19 protein-coding genes are annotated in these 17,111 nt (G+C 75.0%); 5 read left to right on the top strand and 14 right to left on the bottom strand.

All coding sequences use genetic code 11. The features are described 5' to 3' along the window. Positions 1-61: 61 nt before the first annotated feature. Together groL and groES are read right to left on the bottom strand one after the other, a co-directional pair. Positions 62-1,678, bottom strand: coding sequence for a chaperonin GroEL (groL, locus tag PKE99_RS12555; RefSeq protein WP_037046225.1), 1,617 nt, complete (start codon positions 1,676-1,678; stop codon positions 62-64). A gap of 95 nt (positions 1,679-1,773) precedes the next feature. Continuing rightward, positions 1,774-2,067 (bottom strand): co-chaperone GroES, encoded by a 294-nt coding sequence (groES, locus tag PKE99_RS12550; RefSeq protein ID WP_093077482.1) that lies wholly within the window; start codon positions 2,065-2,067, stop codon positions 1,774-1,776. A gap of 186 nt (positions 2,068-2,253) precedes the next feature. On the opposite strand from groES, the gene PKE99_RS12545 reads away from it, so the two are divergent. Then, complete coding sequence (locus PKE99_RS12545; RefSeq protein WP_037046221.1) at positions 2,254-3,180, top strand: aldo/keto reductase; 927 nt, start codon at positions 2,254-2,256, stop codon at positions 3,178-3,180. Here PKE99_RS12545 and PKE99_RS12540 read toward each other — a convergent pair. Further along, on the bottom strand, positions 3,125-4,519 hold the full coding sequence (locus PKE99_RS12540) for an MFS transporter (RefSeq protein ID WP_063739766.1): 1,395 nt from the start codon (positions 4,517-4,519) through the stop codon (positions 3,125-3,127). The genes PKE99_RS12545 and PKE99_RS12540 overlap by 56 nt on opposite strands. A 65-nt stretch (positions 4,520-4,584) precedes the next feature. On the opposite strand from PKE99_RS12540, the gene PKE99_RS12535 reads away from it, so the two are divergent. Continuing rightward, positions 4,585-5,298 (top strand): ArsR/SmtB family transcription factor, encoded by a 714-nt coding sequence (locus tag PKE99_RS12535; RefSeq protein ID WP_037046219.1) that lies wholly within the window; start codon positions 4,585-4,587, stop codon positions 5,296-5,298. Between the two features lie 93 nt (positions 5,299-5,391). On the opposite strand, the gene tsaD is transcribed toward PKE99_RS12535, so the two are convergent. The 10 genes from tsaD to PKE99_RS12485 all read right to left on the bottom strand — a co-directional run bounded on the left by tsaD (position 5,392) and on the right by PKE99_RS12485 (position 14,046). Beyond that, positions 5,392-6,375: a tRNA (adenosine(37)-N6)-threonylcarbamoyltransferase complex transferase subunit TsaD gene (tsaD, locus tag PKE99_RS12530; protein WP_231498230.1), complete on the bottom strand. Its 984-nt coding sequence runs from the start codon at positions 6,373-6,375 to the stop codon at positions 5,392-5,394. A 56-nt stretch (positions 6,376-6,431) separates the two neighbouring features. After that, a complete protein-coding gene (gene rimI, locus PKE99_RS12525; RefSeq protein ID WP_037046594.1) occupies positions 6,432-6,881 on the bottom strand; it encodes a ribosomal protein S18-alanine N-acetyltransferase in 450 nt (149 codons plus the stop codon). Between the two features lie 14 nt (positions 6,882-6,895). Continuing rightward, positions 6,896-7,579, bottom strand: coding sequence for a tRNA (adenosine(37)-N6)-threonylcarbamoyltransferase complex dimerization subunit type 1 TsaB (tsaB, locus tag PKE99_RS12520; protein WP_037046216.1), 684 nt, complete (start codon positions 7,577-7,579; stop codon positions 6,896-6,898). Between the two features lie 25 nt (positions 7,580-7,604). Further along, positions 7,605-7,748 carry a hypothetical protein gene (locus PKE99_RS12515; RefSeq protein ID WP_156067635.1) on the bottom strand — a complete coding sequence of 48 codons (144 nt, stop codon included), beginning with the start codon at positions 7,746-7,748 and terminating at the stop codon, positions 7,605-7,607. A gap of 254 nt (positions 7,749-8,002) precedes the next feature. After that, positions 8,003-8,719: an HAD family hydrolase gene (locus PKE99_RS12510; RefSeq protein WP_231498219.1), complete on the bottom strand. Its 717-nt coding sequence runs from the start codon at positions 8,717-8,719 to the stop codon at positions 8,003-8,005. Beyond that, positions 8,716-9,171, bottom strand: a complete 456-nt coding sequence (tsaE, locus tag PKE99_RS12505; RefSeq protein ID WP_037046214.1) for a tRNA (adenosine(37)-N6)-threonylcarbamoyltransferase complex ATPase subunit type 1 TsaE — start codon at positions 9,169-9,171, stop codon at positions 8,716-8,718. Before tsaE ends, PKE99_RS12510 begins: the two co-directional genes overlap by 4 nt. After that, positions 9,168-10,280 carry an alpha/beta fold hydrolase gene (locus tag PKE99_RS12500; protein WP_051737495.1) on the bottom strand — a complete coding sequence of 371 codons (1,113 nt, stop codon included), beginning with the start codon at positions 10,278-10,280 and terminating at the stop codon, positions 9,168-9,170. Before PKE99_RS12500 ends, tsaE begins: the two co-directional genes overlap by 4 nt. A gap of 2 nt (positions 10,281-10,282) precedes the next feature. Continuing rightward, on the bottom strand, positions 10,283-11,485 hold the full coding sequence (alr, locus tag PKE99_RS12495; protein ID WP_425566515.1) for an alanine racemase: 1,203 nt from the start codon (positions 11,483-11,485) through the stop codon (positions 10,283-10,285). A gap of 752 nt (positions 11,486-12,237) precedes the next feature. Further along, complete coding sequence (locus tag PKE99_RS12490) at positions 12,238-13,716, bottom strand: bifunctional ADP-dependent NAD(P)H-hydrate dehydratase/NAD(P)H-hydrate epimerase (RefSeq protein WP_037046588.1); 1,479 nt, start codon at positions 13,714-13,716, stop codon at positions 12,238-12,240. A gap of 30 nt (positions 13,717-13,746) precedes the next feature. Next, positions 13,747-14,046, bottom strand: a complete 300-nt coding sequence (locus PKE99_RS12485; protein WP_051737494.1) for a DUF4333 domain-containing protein — start codon at positions 14,044-14,046, stop codon at positions 13,747-13,749. A gap of 211 nt (positions 14,047-14,257) precedes the next feature. Here PKE99_RS12485 and PKE99_RS12480 point away from each other — a divergent pair, with 211 nt between their 5' ends. The 3 genes from PKE99_RS12480 to PKE99_RS12470 are packed head-to-tail and all read left to right on the top strand — an operon-like array spanning position 14,258 to position 15,721. Next, the gene (locus PKE99_RS12480) at positions 14,258-15,088 is read left to right on the top strand and encodes a poly(ethylene terephthalate) hydrolase family protein (protein WP_051737493.1); all 831 of its coding nucleotides are present in this window, start codon (positions 14,258-14,260) and stop codon (positions 15,086-15,088) included. Between the two features lie 28 nt (positions 15,089-15,116). After that, positions 15,117-15,407: a hypothetical protein gene (locus tag PKE99_RS12475; RefSeq protein ID WP_037046210.1), complete on the top strand. Its 291-nt coding sequence runs from the start codon at positions 15,117-15,119 to the stop codon at positions 15,405-15,407. 5 nt (positions 15,408-15,412) lie between these two features. Continuing rightward, positions 15,413-15,721, top strand: a complete 309-nt coding sequence (locus PKE99_RS12470) for a hypothetical protein (protein WP_037046208.1) — start codon at positions 15,413-15,415, stop codon at positions 15,719-15,721. Between the two features lie 34 nt (positions 15,722-15,755). Here the strand turns inward: PKE99_RS12470 and glmM are convergent, their stop codons facing one another. Next, positions 15,756-17,102 carry a phosphoglucosamine mutase gene (gene glmM, locus PKE99_RS12465; RefSeq protein WP_037046206.1) on the bottom strand — a complete coding sequence of 449 codons (1,347 nt, stop codon included), beginning with the start codon at positions 17,100-17,102 and terminating at the stop codon, positions 15,756-15,758. Positions 17,103-17,111 lie beyond the last annotated feature (9 nt).

Raw genomic sequence — 17,111 nt, 5'->3', positions numbered from 1 at the left:
GGGCGGGTGGCCGTCGAGGCCACCCGCCCTTCGTCTGCGGTACTACCGGGTCAGCACCCGATCAGTGCCCGTGCCCGTGCCCGGCCGCGGCCGGGGCCGGCGGGGCGTCCTCGGGCTTGTCGACCACGGCGCTCTCGGTGGTGAGCACCATGCGCGCGATCGACGCGGCGTTGACCACGGCGTTGCGCGTGACCTTGACCGGGTCGACGACGCCGTCGGCCAGCAGGTCCGAGTAGGACAGCGTGGCGGCGTTGAAGCCCTGGCCCCACTCCTGCTCGGCGACCTTGGCGGTGACGACCGCGCCCTCGACGCCGCCGTTGGCGGCGATCCAGTAGAGCGGGGCGGTCAGCGCGCGCCGGACGATGGCGACACCGGTGGCCTCGTCGCCCGCGAGCGTGAGCTCCTCGAGCGCGGCGGCGGCCTGCACCAGCGCCGAGCCACCACCGGGGACGATGCCCTCCTCGACCGCGGCGCGGGTCGCGGAGACGGCGTCCTCGATACGGTGCTTGCGCTCCTTGAGGGCGGTCTCGGTGGCCGCACCGGCCTTGATGACCGCGACGCCACCGGACAGCTTGGCCAGCCGCTCCTGCAGCTTCTCGCGGTCCCAGTCGGAGTCGGTGGTCTCGATCTCGCCCTTGATCTGGGCGATCCGGCCCTGGATGTCGTCCGCCTTGCCGGCGCCCTCGACGATCGTCGTGGCGTCCTTGCTGACGACGACCCGGCGGGCCCGGCCCAGCAGGTCCAGCCCGGCCTCGGACAGCTTGAGCCCGACCTCCGGGTTGATGACCGTGCCGCCGGTGGCGGTGGCGAGGTCGTCCATGAAGGCCTTGCGGCGGTCGCCGAAGAACGGCGACTTGACCGCGGCGACCTTGACGGTCTTGCGGATCGAGTTGACGACCAGGGTCGACAGGGCCTCGCCCTCGACGTCCTCGGCGATGATCAGCAGGGGCTTGCCCTCGCCCAGCACCTTCTCCAGCAGCGGGAGCAGGTCCTGGATGGAGCTGATCTTGTCCCGGTGCAGGAGGATGTAGGTGTCCTCGAGGACGGCCTCCATGCTCTCCGCGTCGGTGACGAAGTACGGCGACAGGTAGCCCTTGTCGAACTGCAGGCCCTCGGTGATCTCCAGCTCGGTGGCGAGCGTGGAGCCCTCCTCGACCGTGATCACGCCGTCGTTGCCGACGGAGCCGATGGCGTCGGCGATCAGCCGGCCGATCTCCTCCTCGCGGGAGGCGATGGTGCCGACCTGCGCGATGTGCTCGGCGCCGTTGACCGGGATGGCCTTCTGCAGCAGCCACTCCGAGACCCGGTCCGCGGCGGCGGCGATGCCGCGGCCGAGGGCGGTCGGGTTGGCGCCGGCGGCCACGTTGCGCAGGCCCTCGCGGACCAGTGCCTGGGCGAGCACGGTGGCGGTGGTGGTGCCGTCGCCCGCGACGTCGTTCGTCTTGGTGGCGACGGTCTTGGCGAGCTGCGCCCCGAGGTTCTCGTACGGGTCCTCGAGGTCGATCTCGCGGGCGATGGTCACGCCGTCGTTGGTGACGGTCGGACCACCGAACTTCTTGTCGATGACGACGTGGCGGCCGCGGGGGCCGAGCGTCACCTTCACGGCGTCGGCGAGCTGGTTGACACCCCGCTCGAGCGCGCGCCGCGTGTCCTCGTCGAAGCTGATCTGCTTCGGCATCAGAGCCTCTCGTTCTGGGTCAGGAGAAGGAACCGCCCCGGCGCCCAGGCCTTCCGGCGCTGCGCCGCCGGGGCGGATCACTCACGCGGGGATCGTCAGTTGACGACCGCGAGCACGTCGCGGGCGGAGAGGATCAGGTACTCCTCGCCGTTGTACTTGACCTCGGTGCCGCCGTACTTCGAGTAGATGACGACGTCGCCCACGGCCACGTCGAGCGGCACGCGGTTGCCGTTGTCGTCGATCCGGCCCGGCCCGACGGCGAGGACCTTGCCCTCCTGCGGCTTCTCCTTGGCGGTGTCCGGGATGACGATGCCGGAGGCCGTGGTGGTCTCGGCCTCGCTGGCCTGGACGACGATCTTGTCCTCGAGCGGCTTGATGTTCGCCACGATGACCTCCCCTTTCCTGGGGTGACTCACGAACTGTCCGTAGTACTGTCCACCGACAGCCGACCAGGGGCCCCGCCGTCGCGGGTGCCGGGGCGACCCGACCTGAACTGTGCGGTTGGCACTCTACCCACGAGAGTGCCAGCCGTTCAACGGGCCCGCCACCCGATCGCGGTCGTAGGCTCCGGATCCATGCCGACTGTGGGAGAACTCGAGGTCTCGCCCCTCTGTCTGGGGGCCAACGTCTTCGGCTGGACCGCCGACGCGGACGCCTCGTTCGCGGTGCTCGACGCGTTCGCCGAGGCGGGCGGCACGTTCGTCGACACCGCGGACTCGTACATGTTCCGGGTTCCCGGCAACAGCGGCGGCGAATCCGAGACGATCATCGGGAACTGGATGGCCGCGCGCGGGAACCGGGACGCGATGGTGGTCGCGACGAAGGTGGGCTCGCTGCCGCAGCGCGCGGGCCTGGGCGGGGAGAACATCAAGGCCGCCTGCGAGGACTCGCTGCGCCGGCTCCGCACCGACCGCATCGACCTCTACTACGCGCACAAGGACGACCCGGACACCGTGCAGGAGGAGACGCTCGACGCCTTCGACGCGCTGGTCGAGGAGGGCAAGGTCCGCCAGGTCGGGGCCTCGAACTTCTCCGCCGCGCGGCTGCGGTCGGCGCTGGAGATCTCCGACCGGGACGGGCTGGTGCGCTACGCCGCGCTGCAGCCGCACTACAACCTCATGGAGCGCGCCGGGTTCGAGTCATCGCTGCAGGACCTGCTGCGCTCCGAGGGGATCGCCTGCCTGCCGTACTACGCGCTGGCCAAGGGCTTCCTCACCGGCAAGTACCGCGGCGAGCGGGTCGACAGCGTGCGGGCCGAGGGCGCCTCGGCGTATCTCGAGGACCCGCGGGGGCGGGCGGTGCTCGCGGTGCTCGACGAGATCGCCGCCGGATACGAGGTCCCGGTCCCGGCCGTCGCGCTGGCCTGGCTGGCCGCACAGGACACGGTCGCCGCGCCGATCGCGTCGGCCCGCACGGTGGAGCAGCTGCAGAACCTGCTGCCGATGCTCACCCTGCAGCTGACCGACGACGAGCTGCGACTGCTCTCCCACGTGAGCTCCTGACCCGCGGCGGACGACCGTCGGAGATCTTCGGGCGGAGGGGGAGGGCCAGCCCGGCGACGGCCACGGCGATCGCCACCGAGATCAGCAGGGCGGCGTGCAGGCCGGTGTGGAGACCACGGGCCGCGAGCGCGCCGAACAGCCCCACGCCCAGGACGCTGCCGGCCTGCCGGGCCGTGTTGAGGGTGCCCGCCGCGACGCCCGACCGCGCCGGCTCGACGCTGCCGAGCAGCGCGGCGGTCATCGCGGGGACGACGAGCCCGAGCCCGAACCCGGCGACCGCCAGCCCGACCACGACCGCGTCCGTCGCGATCACCGTCAGGCAGCCGGCGGCGAGCAGCGCCGAACCGACGACGATCGTCCGGTGCGGACCGCCGAGGCGGGCGGCGAGCAGGTTGGCGAAGCCCACCGCGACCGTCGTCGGGGCGAAGGCGAGGCCCGTGACCAGCGGCGACCGGCCGAGGACCTGCTGCAGGTACAGCCCGATCACGAAGATCAGCCCGTAGAACGCGACGTTGACCAGCAGCCCCATCGCCGAGGCCGCCGCGAACACCGGCCGACGGAACAGCGCAGGCGGCAGCATCGGCGCGGGGGTGCGGGTCTCGACCACGACGAACGCGATTCCGGCGAGGACGGCGAGCCCGTACAGGCAGAGCACCGCAGGGGCCGCGAACCCGGCGGCGCCGCCGAGGATCGTCGCGCCGGCCAGCGCCGCCAGGGCGGTCGCGGCGGCGGCCTGGCCGGACAGGTCCACGCCCCGGGCGCCGGAGGCGGGCGTCTCCCGTACCCGGCGCGCGGTGAGCAGCAGCCCGGCGATCCCCAGCGGCACGTTGATGAGGAACAACGTCCGCCAGCCGGCGACCTGGACGAGCAGGCCGCCCAGCAGCGGGCCCGCGGACAGCGCGACGCTCGCCCCCGCCGCCCAGATCCCGACGGCCCGGGCACGGGCGGCCGGCGCCGGATGGGCGTGCGCGACCAGGGCCAACGAGCAGGGCACCAGCACCGCCGCGCCGATGCCCTGCACGGCCCGCGCCGCGATCAGCGTGCCCAGCCCCGGCGCCATCCCGCAGGCCACCGATGCCAGCGTGAACAGCACGAACCCGCCGGCGAACAGCCGTCGGGCGCCGAGCCGGTCCCCGAGCGCGCCGGCCGTCAGGATCAGCGCGGCGAAGGTGACGGTGTAGGCGTCGACCACCCACTGCCCGCCGGCGACACCCCCGCCGAGGGCCCGCCCGATGGGCTCCACCGCGACGTTCACGGCGGTCACGTCCAGCTGCACCACGCCGAAGCCGAGCGACGCGGCGACGAGGGTCCACGGTCCGGTTCGCAGGCTCGTCGACATGCCGTCGACGCTAGGCACGGGTCGCTTCGACGGCCGTCGAACCGTCCCGGCCCTAGCCTCGGAGCATGCCCGGAGACGCCGACATCGCCGCGGTCGGCGCGCTGCTCGGCGACGAGCGCCGCTGCCGCATCCTGCTCGCCCTGGACGACGGCCGCGCCCTGCCCGCGAGCCGGCTCGCCGCGGAGGCCGGGGTGAGCGCCGCGACCGCGAGCAGCCATCTGGGCAAGCTGCGCGAGGGCGGGCTCGTCACCGTGGAGACGCACGGCCGGCACCGCTTCTACCGGCTCGCGGGCCCGCACGTCGGGCGGCTGCTCGAGGCGATGGTCGCGCTGGCGCCGCCCCGGCCGGTCACCTCGCTGCGCGAGGGCACCCGCGCCCGGGCCCTGCGCCGGGCCCGGACCTGCTACGACCACCTCGCCGGCGAGCTGGGCGTCGGGATCATGCGGCACCTGGTCGACGCCGGCCTGCTCACCGGCGGCGACGGGCACCGCGATCCCGCCGATCCGCCCGTCGGGTTCGGGCAGGACGTCGACTACCGCTTCACCGCCGACGGCGACACCTGGCTCGACGACTTCGGCGTCCGCCTCGCCCCCGGCCGCCGCACGATCCGCTACTGCGTCGACTGGACCGAGCAGGCCCACCACCTGTCCGGCGCCGCGGGCGCCGGGATCCTGGCCCGGCTCGTCGAGCTGGACTGGGTGCGACGCGCGCCGAAGGACCGCGCCGTCACGGTGACGGACGCGGGCCAGGAGGGGTTGGCCCGCACCTTCGGCGTCTGATCCCGCGAGTCGGCACTTCCGGGTCGGCGAGTCGCACATTCCGGGCGCTCCCGGGATCGCACGCTCGGTGGACCGGGAGTGCCCACTCGCGGGTCAGGGGACGAGGACCTCGGTGACCTGCAGGCTCGAGTTCGCGGGCAGGCCCAGCTCGGAGGGGGTGGCGCCGGTGTGGGCGAGGTGAGCGCCGAGCGCGGCGACCATCGCCCCGTTGTCGGTGCAGAGCACCGGGCGCGGGACGCGCAGCCGCAGGCCCGCCGCGGTGCAGCGCTCCGCGGCCATCTCCCGCAGCCGCGAGTTCGCCGCCACCCCGCCGCCGAGCAGCACGGTGTCCATGCCGTACTCCTGCGCGGCCTTGACGGTCTTCATCGTGAGGACGTCCGTCACCGCCTCCTGGAACGACGCGGCGACGTCCGCGACCGGGATCGGCGTCCCCGCCCGCTCCAGCGCCTCGACGTGCCGGGCCACGGCGGTCTTGAGCCCGGAGAACGAGAAGTCGTACTTCGCGTCCCGCGGTCCGGTGAGCCCGCGGGGGAAGTGGATCGCGGCCGGGTCGCCGTCGCGCGCGGCCTTGTCGATCCACGGGCCGCCGGGGAAGGGCAGCCCGAGCAGCCGGGCGACCTTGTCGAAGGCCTCGCCGGCGGCGTCGTCGATCGTGGCGCCGAGCGGGGTGACCGGCCCGGCGAGGTCCGGCACCGCGAGCAGGCTGGAGTGCCCGCCGGAGACGAGCAGCGCGAGCGCGGGCGGCAGCGGCCCGTGCTGCACGGTGTCGACGGCGACGTGCGCGGCCAGGTGGTTCACCCCGTAGAGCGGGACCTCCCACGCCGCCGCGTAGGCCTTCGCCGCCGCGACCCCGACGAGCAGCGCCCCGGCGAGCCCGGGACCTGCGGTGACGGCCACGGCGTCGACGTCCGGGCCTTTCAGCCCGGCCGTCTCCAGCGCCCTGTGCACGGCCGGGACCATCGCCTGCAGGTGCGCCCGGGACGCCACCTCGGGGACGACGCCGCCGAACCGGGCGTGCTCCTCGACGCTCGACGCGATCTCGTTGGCCAGCAGCTCGGCGACCCCCGCGTCGGACATCCGGACGATCCCCACGCCGGTCTCGTCGCAGGAGGTCTCGATTCCGAGAACGATCGTCACCGGGGGTCCCTCTTCATCGTGTAGGCGTCGGCCCCGCTGGGCCGGTAGTACCGCTTCCGCAGCCCGACGACGGCGAACCCGGTCTTCTCGTAGAGCCCGATGGCGGGCTCGTTGTCCGTCCGGACCTCGAGGAACACCGTCGCGTGCAGCTCGTCGGCGACCTGCAGCAGCGCGTCGAGGAGCCGGCGGCCGATGCCGCGGCCCCGGTGGGCCGGGTCGACCCCGATGGTGTGCACCTCGGCCTCGGCCTGCGGCGGCCCGGCGGTGACGCCGAGCCCGGCGTAGCCGACGAGCTCGCCGTCGAGCCGGGCGGCGAAGTACGGCAGGCCGCGGGAGACCTCGTCGCGGAAGGACTGGGCGCTCCACGGGTCGTCGCCCGGGAAGAGGATCTTCTCCAGCTCGGCGCAGCGCGGCGCGTCGGCCCGGTAGAGGGGGCCGATCGTCACGGTGCCGGTGCCGCTCACGTGTGCACCTTCTTCCGCTCCCCGGGCGGGACGGCGTCGGGTCGGCGCAGGTAGAGGGGCTCGAGCGGGCCGGGATCGCGGCCGGAGTCCAGGGCCGGGGCGGCCGCGGCGACCAGGCCCGCGGGCGTCGGGCTCGCCGGCTCGCGCACGGGCAGCCCGAACCGGTCGGCCATCGTGCCGGCCGCGGCGACCAGGTGCAGCCCGTCGAGCCGCTCGGCCACCGAGTCGGGGCCCTCGACGGTCGGGCCGGTCAGCCGCGCGCCCTCGGCCTCGTACGCCGCCCAGTACACCTCGCGGCGCCGCGCGTCCGTGGCGACCAGCAGGTTCCCGGTGAGCTTCCCGGGCAGCACCACGGCCTGGGCGATCGCGTCGAGCGAACAGACCCCGTGCACCGGGACACCGAGTGCGTCGCCCAGCGAGGCGGCGGTGACCATGCCGACCCGCAGGCCGGTGAAGGGCCCCGGACCGGCGCCGACGACGATCGCCTCCACGTCGCGCAGCCGGATCCCGGCGTCGGCGCAGGCGCCCTGCACGCCGGGCATGAGCAGCTCGCCGTGCTTGCGGGCGTCGTGCGCGACGCGCACGCCGAGCTCGGCGACGCGCGCGCCGGGGCCGTCGGTCAGCCGCACGACACCGGCGGTGACGGCGGGCGTGGCGGTGTCCAGGGCCAGCACGAGCACGTCACCGAGCCTACGAGCGTCGTTCTCAGCAGCCGTCCTCGGGCCGGCCTGGGCCCGTCTCGTCCGGGTCGGCGGTGCAGTCCGGGGTGCACAGGTGCGGGCAGGGGCGCCCCGCCGGGTGCGGCGGGGCGGGCGGGAGCGGCGGGAACGGGTCGGGGGTCGGGCTCATCGGTCTCCTCCTCGGTTCGCGGCCGAGCCTGCGCGCCGGCGCTGTCACGGCGCTGGCGCCGGGCGTCGCCGCGCTGCCATCGCCGTGCCGGCGCGGGCCCCGACCGTTCCGTCCCGTTCACCGAGGACAGGAGGAGACAGGGACGGCAAGGGGTCGGTGCCGGCCCACAGCGCGGCCGCCGTCACCGGTTCCCCCTCCCGTCAGCAGGGGGCTCGTCCGCGCCGCCGTGATCGTCACCCGCGGACGCGGTGGGCCTACCAGTCCCGGAGCAGGCCGGGCAGCTCCGCGAGGCGCTGGATCACGCCGTCGGGCTCGACGTCGACCGGCACCCGCTGGGCCACCGGGATGTCGCTGTGCGGGACCAGTACCGCCCGCATGCCGACGTTCTTGGCGCCGCTGATGTCGTCGTACGGGCGGTCGCCGACGTAGACGCAGCGGGCCGGGTCCGCGACCCCGACGGCGGCCATCGCGGCGCGGAAGGCCTCGGGGTGCGGCTTGGTGTACTCCAGGTCGCTGCTCCAGGTCACGCCGTCGAACAGGTGCAGCACCCGGTCCCGGCGCAGCCAGTCCTCGTGCCACTCGCCGGGCCACATCGTGGAGGACAGCACGCCGAGCCGCAGCTCGCGCCCCCGCAGCTCCTCCAGCATCGGCGCGGCCTCGGGGTCGGTGTGCGTGGCCTGCACCCAGAACTCCCGGTACGCCTCGAGCGCGGCGCCGTGCAGCTCGGAACGCTCGTCGACGGCGGCGTCGGCCAGCACCTCGGCGAGGTGGAAGGCCCGGGCCCCGTCCTGCACCGCGGCCCAGCGGGCGGTGTCGGCCTCGGCCAGGGCGGTCGCGACCTCACGGGCCCGCTCGGGCTCGTCGGCGTGCAGGACCTCGGTGTAGGCCCGCCAGCCGGCGTGGAAGTCCATGGTGCGCCAGGGCGTGAGCGTGCCGCCCCAGTCGAAGAGGACCGCCTCGATGCCACTCACGACCCGACCCGCTCCGCCCGCGCGACCCGGACGTCGTCCTCCCGCCGCTCGAGGTGGACCAGGACGTGCTTCTCCGCCAGGCGCTCGGCCACGCCCTCGCCCCACTCCACCGCCACGACGGCCTCGGTGAGGTCGGTGTCGAGGTCCAGGTCGTCGAGCTCCGCGGCGACCGAGGCCACCGCGCCGAGCCGGTAGGCGTCGACGTGCACGAGCGGCACGCCCGGCCCGTCCGGCATCGGCCGGTGCTCCCGGGCGATCACGAACGTCGGCGACGTGACCGGACCGGCCACCCGCAACCCACGCGCCAGGCCCCGGACCAGCGCCGTCTTGCCCGCACCGAGCGGCCCGGACAGCACCACGAGATCGCCGGCGCCCAGCTGACGGCCCAGCTCCTCGCCGTACGCCTCGGTGTCGGCCGGCTCCGGGAGCTCGACCGGCTCGTCCCACGTCATGCTCGCCTCCACCTGCGCCGGCGCGGGGCCCGCGAGGCCGCCCGCCGAACCAGTCCCTCCAGGGCCTCCTGGACCTCCTCGTGCCGCTCCAGCAGCGGCAGGTGCCCGACGCCCTCCAGCTCCAGCAGCTCGGCCTTCGGCAGTTCGGCCGCGATCCGCTCGCCGTGCGAGAACGGGATCACCTGGTCCTTCGTGCCGGCGACGATCAGCACGTCGCAGCCGGCGAGCGCGGGCAGCGCCGCCAACCGGTCGTGCGTGCCGAGGGTGTCGGCGAAGTCGGTGAGCGCGTCGAGCGCGTTGGCGCTGATCATGGTGTCGACCAGGTCGACCAGCGCCGGGTCGACGCGGCGGTCGCCGAACGCGTAGCGCCGGGTGAAGCCCCACACGATGTCGCCCAGGGCCTTGCGCGCGCCCTCGACGACGCGCGGCTGCACCCGGGCCAGCGCGCCGAGCCCGCGGGTCACCGGGTTGTGCCGGGAGAGCAGGGTGCCCGGCAGGCCCGCGCTGCCCATCTCGCCCGCCGACGTCGCCACGAACCCCACGCCCAGCACCCGCTCCTCGAACAGCTCGGGCTGCTGCTCGGCGAGGGCCATCAGCGTCATCCCGCCCATCGAGTGCCCGATCAGCACCAGCGGGCCCTCCGGCGCCAGCGCGCGGATGACCGAGTCCAGGTCGTGGCCGAGCCGGTCGATCGTGCAGCTCTGCTGCGGCGCGCGCTCGGAGCGGCCGTGGCTGCGCTGGTCGTAGAGCACGGTGCGCACGGACGGGTCCGCCATCAGCGGGAACGCCTCCCGCTGGAAGTGCCAGGTGCGGCGGTCGAGGGCGAACCCGTGTACCAGGACCACCGTGAGCAGCGGCTCACCGGTGCGCGAGGGCAGCTCCTCGCAGGCCAGCCGGATGCCGTCCTCGGTCATGACCGACGACGACGTCGGCGCCGGTTCCGCACCCGGCTGCCGGCCCCCCGAGTCGAGCTCGCCGGCGAGGCGGCGGCGCTCCTTGGCGATCTCGTGCCGCTTGTGGCTCGCCACCCCGACGCCGACGGCGGCGCCCGCCGCCCCGACGACACCGCCCGCGACGCCGAGCGCCTGCCACAGCTTCCGGCCGGCCACGCTCACTCCCCCGCGCCCAGGTGCGTCCGCCGGACCCGGGCCCCGTGCACGCCCGTCGCGATCTCGTAGTGGATCGTGCCCAGCTCGGTGGCCCAGTCCTGGGCGGTGGGCCCGCCGCCGTCCCCGGCGCCGAAGAGGACCGCGGTGTCGCCCTCGTGGACCTCGTCCTCGCCGCAGTCGACCACGACCTGGTCCATGCAGACCCGGCCGACGACCGGGCGGACCTCGCCCGCCAGGCGCACGCGCATCCGTCCGCGGGCGTTGAGCCGCCGCGGGACGCCGTCGGCGTAGCCCACCGGCACCAGGGCGAGCGTGGTGTCGTGCGGGGTCGTCCACTCGTGCCCGTACGACACGCCCTCGCCGGCCGGCACCCGCTTGACCAGCGCGACCCGCGCCCGGAACTCCATGGCCGGGCGCAGCGGCGATGCCTCGACGGGCCGGTCCAGCGGATCCAGCCCGTACACCGCGATGCCGGGCCGGACGATGTCGAGGTGCAGGTCGGGGCGGGTGAGCGTGGCCGCGGAGTTGGCGAGGTGCCGCAGCGGGGCGAACCCGCGCCGGCGGGCCTGCTCCCACGCCGCGTTCAGCCGCGCGAGCTGGGTGTCGATCACCGGGTGGTGCGGCTGGTCGGCGTGCGCGAGGTGCGACCACACGGCGACGACCTCGGCCTCGTCGCCCGCCTTCTCCACCGCGTCGAGCAGCTCGGGCCAGTCGCCGGGCTGGCAGCCGTTCCGGGACAGCCCGGTGTCGATCTTGAGGTGCAGCCGGGCCGGGCGGCCGGTGCGGCGGGCGCCGTCGAGCACGCCGGCGAGGTGCCGCACCGAGGAGACGGAGAGGTCGACGTCCGCCGCGATCGCGGGCGCGAAGTCATCGTCCGGCAGGTGCAGCCAGGACAGCACGGGCGCGGTGATGCCGGCCTCGCGCAGCTCCAGGGCCTCCTCGATCGTGCACACCCCGAGCCAGGTGGCGCCGGCGGCCAGCGCGGCCCGTCCGACCTCGACCGCGCCGTGCCCGTACCCGTCGGCCTTGACCACGGCCATGGTCTGCGCACCCGACTCACGCGCCGACCCCGACAGCAGCGCGACGTTCTGCCGGATCGCCCCGAGATCGACCACCGCCTCGGCGCGCGGTGTTCCGGACGGCTGGGCCGCTCTGGTGGGCTGGGCCGTTCCGGCGGGCTGGGCCGTTCCGGGGAGCGAGGACACGCCCGCATTCTGACATCCGCCCCCGACAGGAGCTGTATCGATCACGGCGGTGAAGGGGGACAAGGGATCCCGCCCACACATCCTTCGGGTCCTCGCACACCGTTCCGGTCCTCGTGACACACCCGCGGCGCGCGCCACACCCCGTCGACGGGGTGTGCGACGTCCGAGCGGGTGTGCGGGCGGTGAGCGGCGGCGCGGTCGGCCTCCGACTTCCCGGGCTGAGCCTGTCCGGGAGAGGCCTCGAGCTCAGCGAGCCGGTCCGAGCGAATCGCCGACGCTTCCGAGGTCGCAGGCGAGGCAGCAGAACCAGACACCCCAAGATCGCGGAAGATCACCAAGCCCGTGCACCCACGGCAGCCACCAGAGCCCTCTCCGCACGGAACCGGTGATCATGCAAGGGCCGATCGCCGGTTCCGTGCAGGTACGGCACTCCCGAGCCCGTGATCGCCGAGCAGCCCGACTCGCCCACCCAGGCACCCGTCGACAGCCCGCGCCACGAACTCGAGCGATGTGCCGCCGGGCCCGAGTCGATGCGCCGGCAGTCGCCGGAAGCCCGACCGGCGCCAAGATCAGCGAGCCGGTGCACTCACGGCTGCGCGCACAGCCCTCCACACACGGGATCGGCGATCATGAGGGCGCTGATCATCGGTCGGGTGCGCTCACGGCATCCCTGAGACCGCCGCCACCGACCAGCCCCGGCAGTCCCACAACCCCCTCCACACCCCACCGCCGATCACGACGAGCGGCAGCCCTCACACCCCCAGCGCCGCCTCCCGCACCTCCCGGATGGCGGCGGGGATGGCGGCCTGGAGGGTGGAGGCGGGGGCGGGGACCGCCGGCTCCCCGCCCGCCCGCTCGGCGGCGAGGGTGGCGGCGCGGGTGTGGACGTGGGCGGCGCAGCCCGCGGCCCACCAGGGGTCGAGTCCCGCGGCGAGCAGCGCGCCGACCAGTCCGGTGAGGACGTCGCCCGACCCGGCGGTGGCGGCCCAGGCGTCGTCGGAGGGGTTGACCAGCGCACGTCCGTCGGGGTCGGCGACCACCGTCGCATTGCCCTTGAGCAGCACGGTCACGCCGAGCTCGACCGCGGCCTGGCGGGCGGCGCCGATCCGGTCCGGCCCGACCTCGCCCGCGATCCGGACGAACTCGCCGGCGTGCGGCGTGACCACGACCGTCCGGCCGTGCACCGCCCGACGCAGGTCCTCGTGCTCGGAGAGCAGGGTGATGCCGTCTGCGTCGATACAGGTCGGGACGTCCCGGTCGAGGACGCCGGACAGCAGGTCGTACCCCGCCGCGTCGGTGCCGATGCCGGGGCCGACCGACCAGGCCTGCGTGCGCCCGGCCTGCGCGAGGTCGTCCGTGCCGACGACCTCGGGCCAGTGCGAGCGGACGACGTCGGCCGCGCTGCCCGCGAACCGCACCATGCCGCTGGTCGCGAGCACGGCGGACCCGGTCGCCAGGACGGCGGCGCCCGGGTAGGTGGCCGAGCCGGCGGCGACCCCGACCACGCCCTGCGTGTACTTGTCGTCCGTCGGGCCCGGGATCGGCCAGTGTTCGCCGACGTCGGCGGCCTCGAGGACCCACGCGTGCGGCTCGGGCAGGTTCGGCCCGAGCCCGATGTCGACGAGCACGATGTCCCCACATCGTGGCCGCGCGAGCACGTGCACGGGCTTGAGCGCCCCGAAGGTCACGGTCAGGGCCGCGTCGACCGCGGCCCCGTCGGTCGTGCCGGTGTCCGCGTCGACGCCGCTGGGCAGGTCGACCGCGACGATCGGCACCCCAGCCGCCCCCGCGGCCTCGACCAGCGCCCCGGCGGGTTCGCGCAGCGCGCCCTTGCCGGAGATCCCCACGATCCCGTCGACGACGACGTCTGCGCCGGTCACCGCCGCCGACGCCCCCGGGTCCTCCCCCACGAGCACCCGGCCGCGCGCCCTTCGGAACGCGGCGAGCCCGGCGGCATGGGCGCGGTCCGGGGCCAGCAGGACTGCGGTGACGGCCAGCCCGGCGCGCCGCAGCTCGGCCCCCGCCCACAGCGCGTCGCCGCCGTTGTTGCCGGCCCCCACCAGCAACGTCACGCGCCGGCCGGTCGTCCGCCCGTGTCGCTCCCCGAGGAACCGGCGGACGCCGAGGGCGAGCCCGTGGGCCGCTCGGCGCATCAGCACCCCGTCCGGCAGCCGGTCGAGGAGCACCTCCTCGGCCTCGCGGATCTGCTGCGCGGTCCACACACCCTGCATGGACCGCACGCTAGCCGCGGCGACCGGCGGCTACACCTCGTTGATGTCGAACTTGACGTCGCTGCCCTCGACCGCGGTCACCTTGGCGACGACGTCGAAGCTGCGCTGCGGGATCACGACGTGGCAGGTCAGCGTGGCCCCCACGGTCGCGTCGAGGCCCGCGGGGCAGTCGACCGAGTTCGGCGCGGTCTGCAGCTGCTCCTGCACCACGCGGGTGATCTCGGACTTCACGTCGTCGCTGGAGACCGACATGCTGCAGGCGCTCAGGCCCAGGAGCAGGCCCCCGGCGGCGGCCAGCGTGCCGATGGTACGTGCGATCCTGGCGTTCATCGTCTGTCCCTCTCGGATGGTTGCCGGACCCCTTCCGGCCTGGTCAGAACGCTATTGACGCGCGCACCGCGGGACAGGAGTGGTGCTACCACACCCGCGGCTCGCACTGGCCACCCCCCGGCGGACGGGCTGCCCGGCCGGGGCGGTCGTCCGGCTGATCGTTCGAGTACGCCGCTGGGCGGGCGTGATCGCGCGACGGTACGGTTCCGCTGTGAGCCGGACCAGCACGTTCACCCGTCCTCCCGCCCTGCGGAACGCCAAGGACGCGCTGGAGCAGCTGTCCCGGCCGGGACCCAACGAGGTGCTGCGCGGCGACCTCGGGCTCGTCGGCATCCCCGGCGTGGTGTTCGCGCCGGCCGAGGGGCTCGGCCTGCCCGCCGTCGCCTTCGGACACGACTGGATGCAGCCGGTCTCGCGCTACGCCGACCTGCTGCGCCACCTCGCCTCGTGGGGCATCGTCGCGGCGGCGCCCGGCTCCCAGGGCAGCCCGCTGCCGAGCGTGGCCCGGTTCTCCGCCGATCTGCGGACCACGCTCGACGTCTGTGCCGGAGTCCGGCTCGGCGACGGCAGGATCAGTGTGGACTCGCGGCGGACGGCGCTGGCGGGCCATGGCATCGGCGCGGGCGCGGCCCTGCTGGCCGCCGCCGGGCACCCGAAGGTCGCCGCGGTGGTCGCGATCGCGGCGGCCCAGACCCGCCCGTCGCCGGTCGAGGCGGCCAAGGCGGTTTCGGTGCCGTCGTTGCACGTCATCGCGGGGAAGGACACCGTCGCGCCGATCTCGGGGCACGCGGAGCAGATCGCCGCGGCCTGCGCGGGCCCCACCTGGGTGCGCCGGCTGCCGAAGGCCGGGCACACCGACTTCCTCGAGGGCCTGCACTGGTCCGACCTGGTGCTCTCGGGCGGCCCGAACGCGAAGACCCGCCGCATCACGCGCGCCCTGGTCACGGCGTTCCTGCTCAAGGAGCTGTGCGGCGAGGACCGGGTGGACGACCTGGTCGACGGCAAGGTGCCCGGCACCGTCCTGGAGACCCCCGAGGCGTGAGCCGTTCGCGATCGCGAACGAGTCCGCCGTGTTGACCCCCCGCGCGGTGCGGCGCTCGCATCCTGTCCGGGTGCGCCCGGACCTCGCCCTCGACCCCGACGGCCTCGACGCGGCCGCCGCCCATGCCGCCGCCCTGGGTCTCGACCTCGAGAATCTCGCGCGGGACCTGCAGTCGTCCGTCGAGGACTGTCACGACATCGGCCGGGTCGTCGCCGGGGCCGCGCGCGAGGTGGCGGCCGCGGCCGACGTGTTTCTGCAGGTCGCCGGCTCGACGCGACGCGCGGAGAGCGACACCGCGCGGGTCCTCGACCGCCCGTGAGTCGCGTGGAGCTCGACGTCCTGGTCGAGCGGCTGAGCGCCGCGGCGGCCGACGCCGCCCGGGTCGCCCGGACCGTGCGCGCGAGCTGGTGGGACGCCCGCGGCACCGAGTTCGCCGAACGGCTCGCCCTCGTGGGGCGGGAGCTGGAGCGGCAGGCCGACGCGGTCGCCGAGCTCGCCCGCGACCTCGCCGCGCCGCCGATCGAGGCGGCCGCCGGCCCGGTCCTGCCGGGCACGGGCGGCCGGCGGACCGCGGAGACGCGGGGCGTGCGGCTCCCGCTGCTCGACGACGAGCGGGAGCCGCCGCAGACCTGAGCCGGCGCCCGCCTCGGACGGCCCCGGCGCCGGATCAGACGGCTGCGGCCACCACGGAGGCGATCCGGCCGGCGGTGGTCTCGGCGAGCTCCTGGGTGCCGGCCTCGACCATCACCCGGACCAGCTGCTCGGTGCCCGACGGCCGCAGCAGCACCCGCCCCGTCTCCCCGAGCTCGGCCTCGGCCTTCGCCACCGCCTCGGCCACCGCGGGCGACGCCGCGACGGCCTCCTTGTCGGCGACCTTCACGTTCTGCAGCACCTGCGGCAGGGGCTGCACCACGGAGGCCAGCTCCGCCAGCGTGCGACCGGTCTCGGCCATGCGGCTCATCAGGCGCATCGCGGTGAGCAGCCCGTCGCCCGTGGTCGCGTGCCCGGGGAGCACGACGTGCCCGGACTGTTCGCCGCCGAGGGTGAACCCGTGGGCGCGCAGGTCCTCGAGCACGTACCGGTCGCCGACCGCGGTGGTGCGCAGCGTGACGCCCTCCGCCTTCATCGCCAGGTGCAGGGCGAGGTTGCTCATGACCGTGGCGACGAGGGTGTCCTCGGCCAGCTCGCCCGACTCCTTCATGGCGAGCGCGAGGATCGCCATGATCTGGTCGCCGTCGACGATCCGGCCCTCGGCGTCGACGGCGAGGCAGCGGTCGGCGTCGCCGTCGTGCGCGATGCCGAGGTCGGCGCCGTGCTCGACCACGGCCGCCTGCAGCGCGTCCATGTGCGTGGAGCCGACACCCGCGTTGATGTTCAGCCCGTCCGGTGCCGCGTGCAGCGCGACGACCTCGGCCCCCGCCTTGGTGTAGGCCGTCGGCGCAGCCTCCGAGGCCGCCCCGTGCGCGCAGTCGACGACGACCTTCACGCCGGTGAGCGGGCGCGGCGTGGCGACGAGCAGGTGCGCGACGTACTGCTCGAGCGCCTCGGGCAGGTCCCGGACGCGGCCGATGTCCGCGCCGGTCGGCCGGGTCCACTCGGCGTCGAGCCCCTGCTCGATCTCGAGCTCCAGCGCGTCGGGCAGCTTGTGCCCGCCCGCGGCGAACAGCTTGATCCCGTTGTCCGGCATCGCGTTGTGCGAGGCCGAGATCATGACGCCGAGGTCGGCGCCCAGGGAGTCCACCAGGTGGGCGACGGCCGGGGTGGGCAGCACACCCAGGCGGACCGCGTCCGCGCCCGCGGACGTGAGGCCGGCGAGCACGGCGGCCTCGAGCATCTCGCCGCTGGCGCGGGGGTCGCGCCCGACCAGCGCGACGGGGCGGTGCTCGTCGCCGGCGGCACGGTGGGCGGCGAGGACACGGGCGGCCGAGGCGGAGACGGAAACGGCGAGCTCCGGGGTGAGGAGCTCGCCGTTCGCCAGGCCCCGGACGCCGTCGGTTCCGAAGAGTCGACGCATCCGGCTACC

This window comes from Pseudonocardia halophobica (assembly GCF_027922425.1).
GTDB lineage: Bacteria > Actinomycetota > Actinomycetes > Mycobacteriales > Pseudonocardiaceae > Pseudonocardia > Pseudonocardia halophobica.
This window is presented reverse-complemented; position numbering and strand designations above follow the sequence as displayed.

Coding starts and splice junctions, on each gene's coding strand:
- PKE99_RS12485 (WP_051737494.1), bottom strand. CDS start 14,046: ATGAACGCCAGGATCGCACGTACCATCGGCACGCTGGCCGCCGCCGGG.
- groL (WP_037046225.1), bottom strand. CDS start 1,678: ATGCCGAAGCAGATCAGCTTCGACGAGGACACGCGGCGCGCGCTCGAG.
- PKE99_RS12490 (WP_037046588.1), bottom strand. CDS start 13,716: ATGCAGGGTGTGTGGACCGCGCAGCAGATCCGCGAGGCCGAGGAGGTG.
- PKE99_RS12540 (WP_063739766.1), bottom strand. CDS start 4,519: ATGTCGACGAGCCTGCGAACCGGACCGTGGACCCTCGTCGCCGCGTCG.
- PKE99_RS12545 (WP_037046221.1), top strand. CDS start 2,254: ATGCCGACTGTGGGAGAACTCGAGGTCTCGCCCCTCTGTCTGGGGGCC.
- PKE99_RS12515 (WP_156067635.1), bottom strand. CDS start 7,748: ATGAGCCCGACCCCCGACCCGTTCCCGCCGCTCCCGCCCGCCCCGCCG.
- tsaD (WP_231498230.1), bottom strand. CDS start 6,375: ATGTCCGACGCGGGGGTCGCCGAGCTGCTGGCCAACGAGATCGCGTCG.
- tsaE (WP_037046214.1), bottom strand. CDS start 9,171: ATGACGTGGGACGAGCCGGTCGAGCTCCCGGAGCCGGCCGACACCGAG.
- glmM (WP_037046206.1), bottom strand. CDS start 17,102: ATGCGTCGACTCTTCGGAACCGACGGCGTCCGGGGCCTGGCGAACGGC.
- PKE99_RS12535 (WP_037046219.1), top strand. CDS start 4,585: ATGCCCGGAGACGCCGACATCGCCGCGGTCGGCGCGCTGCTCGGCGAC.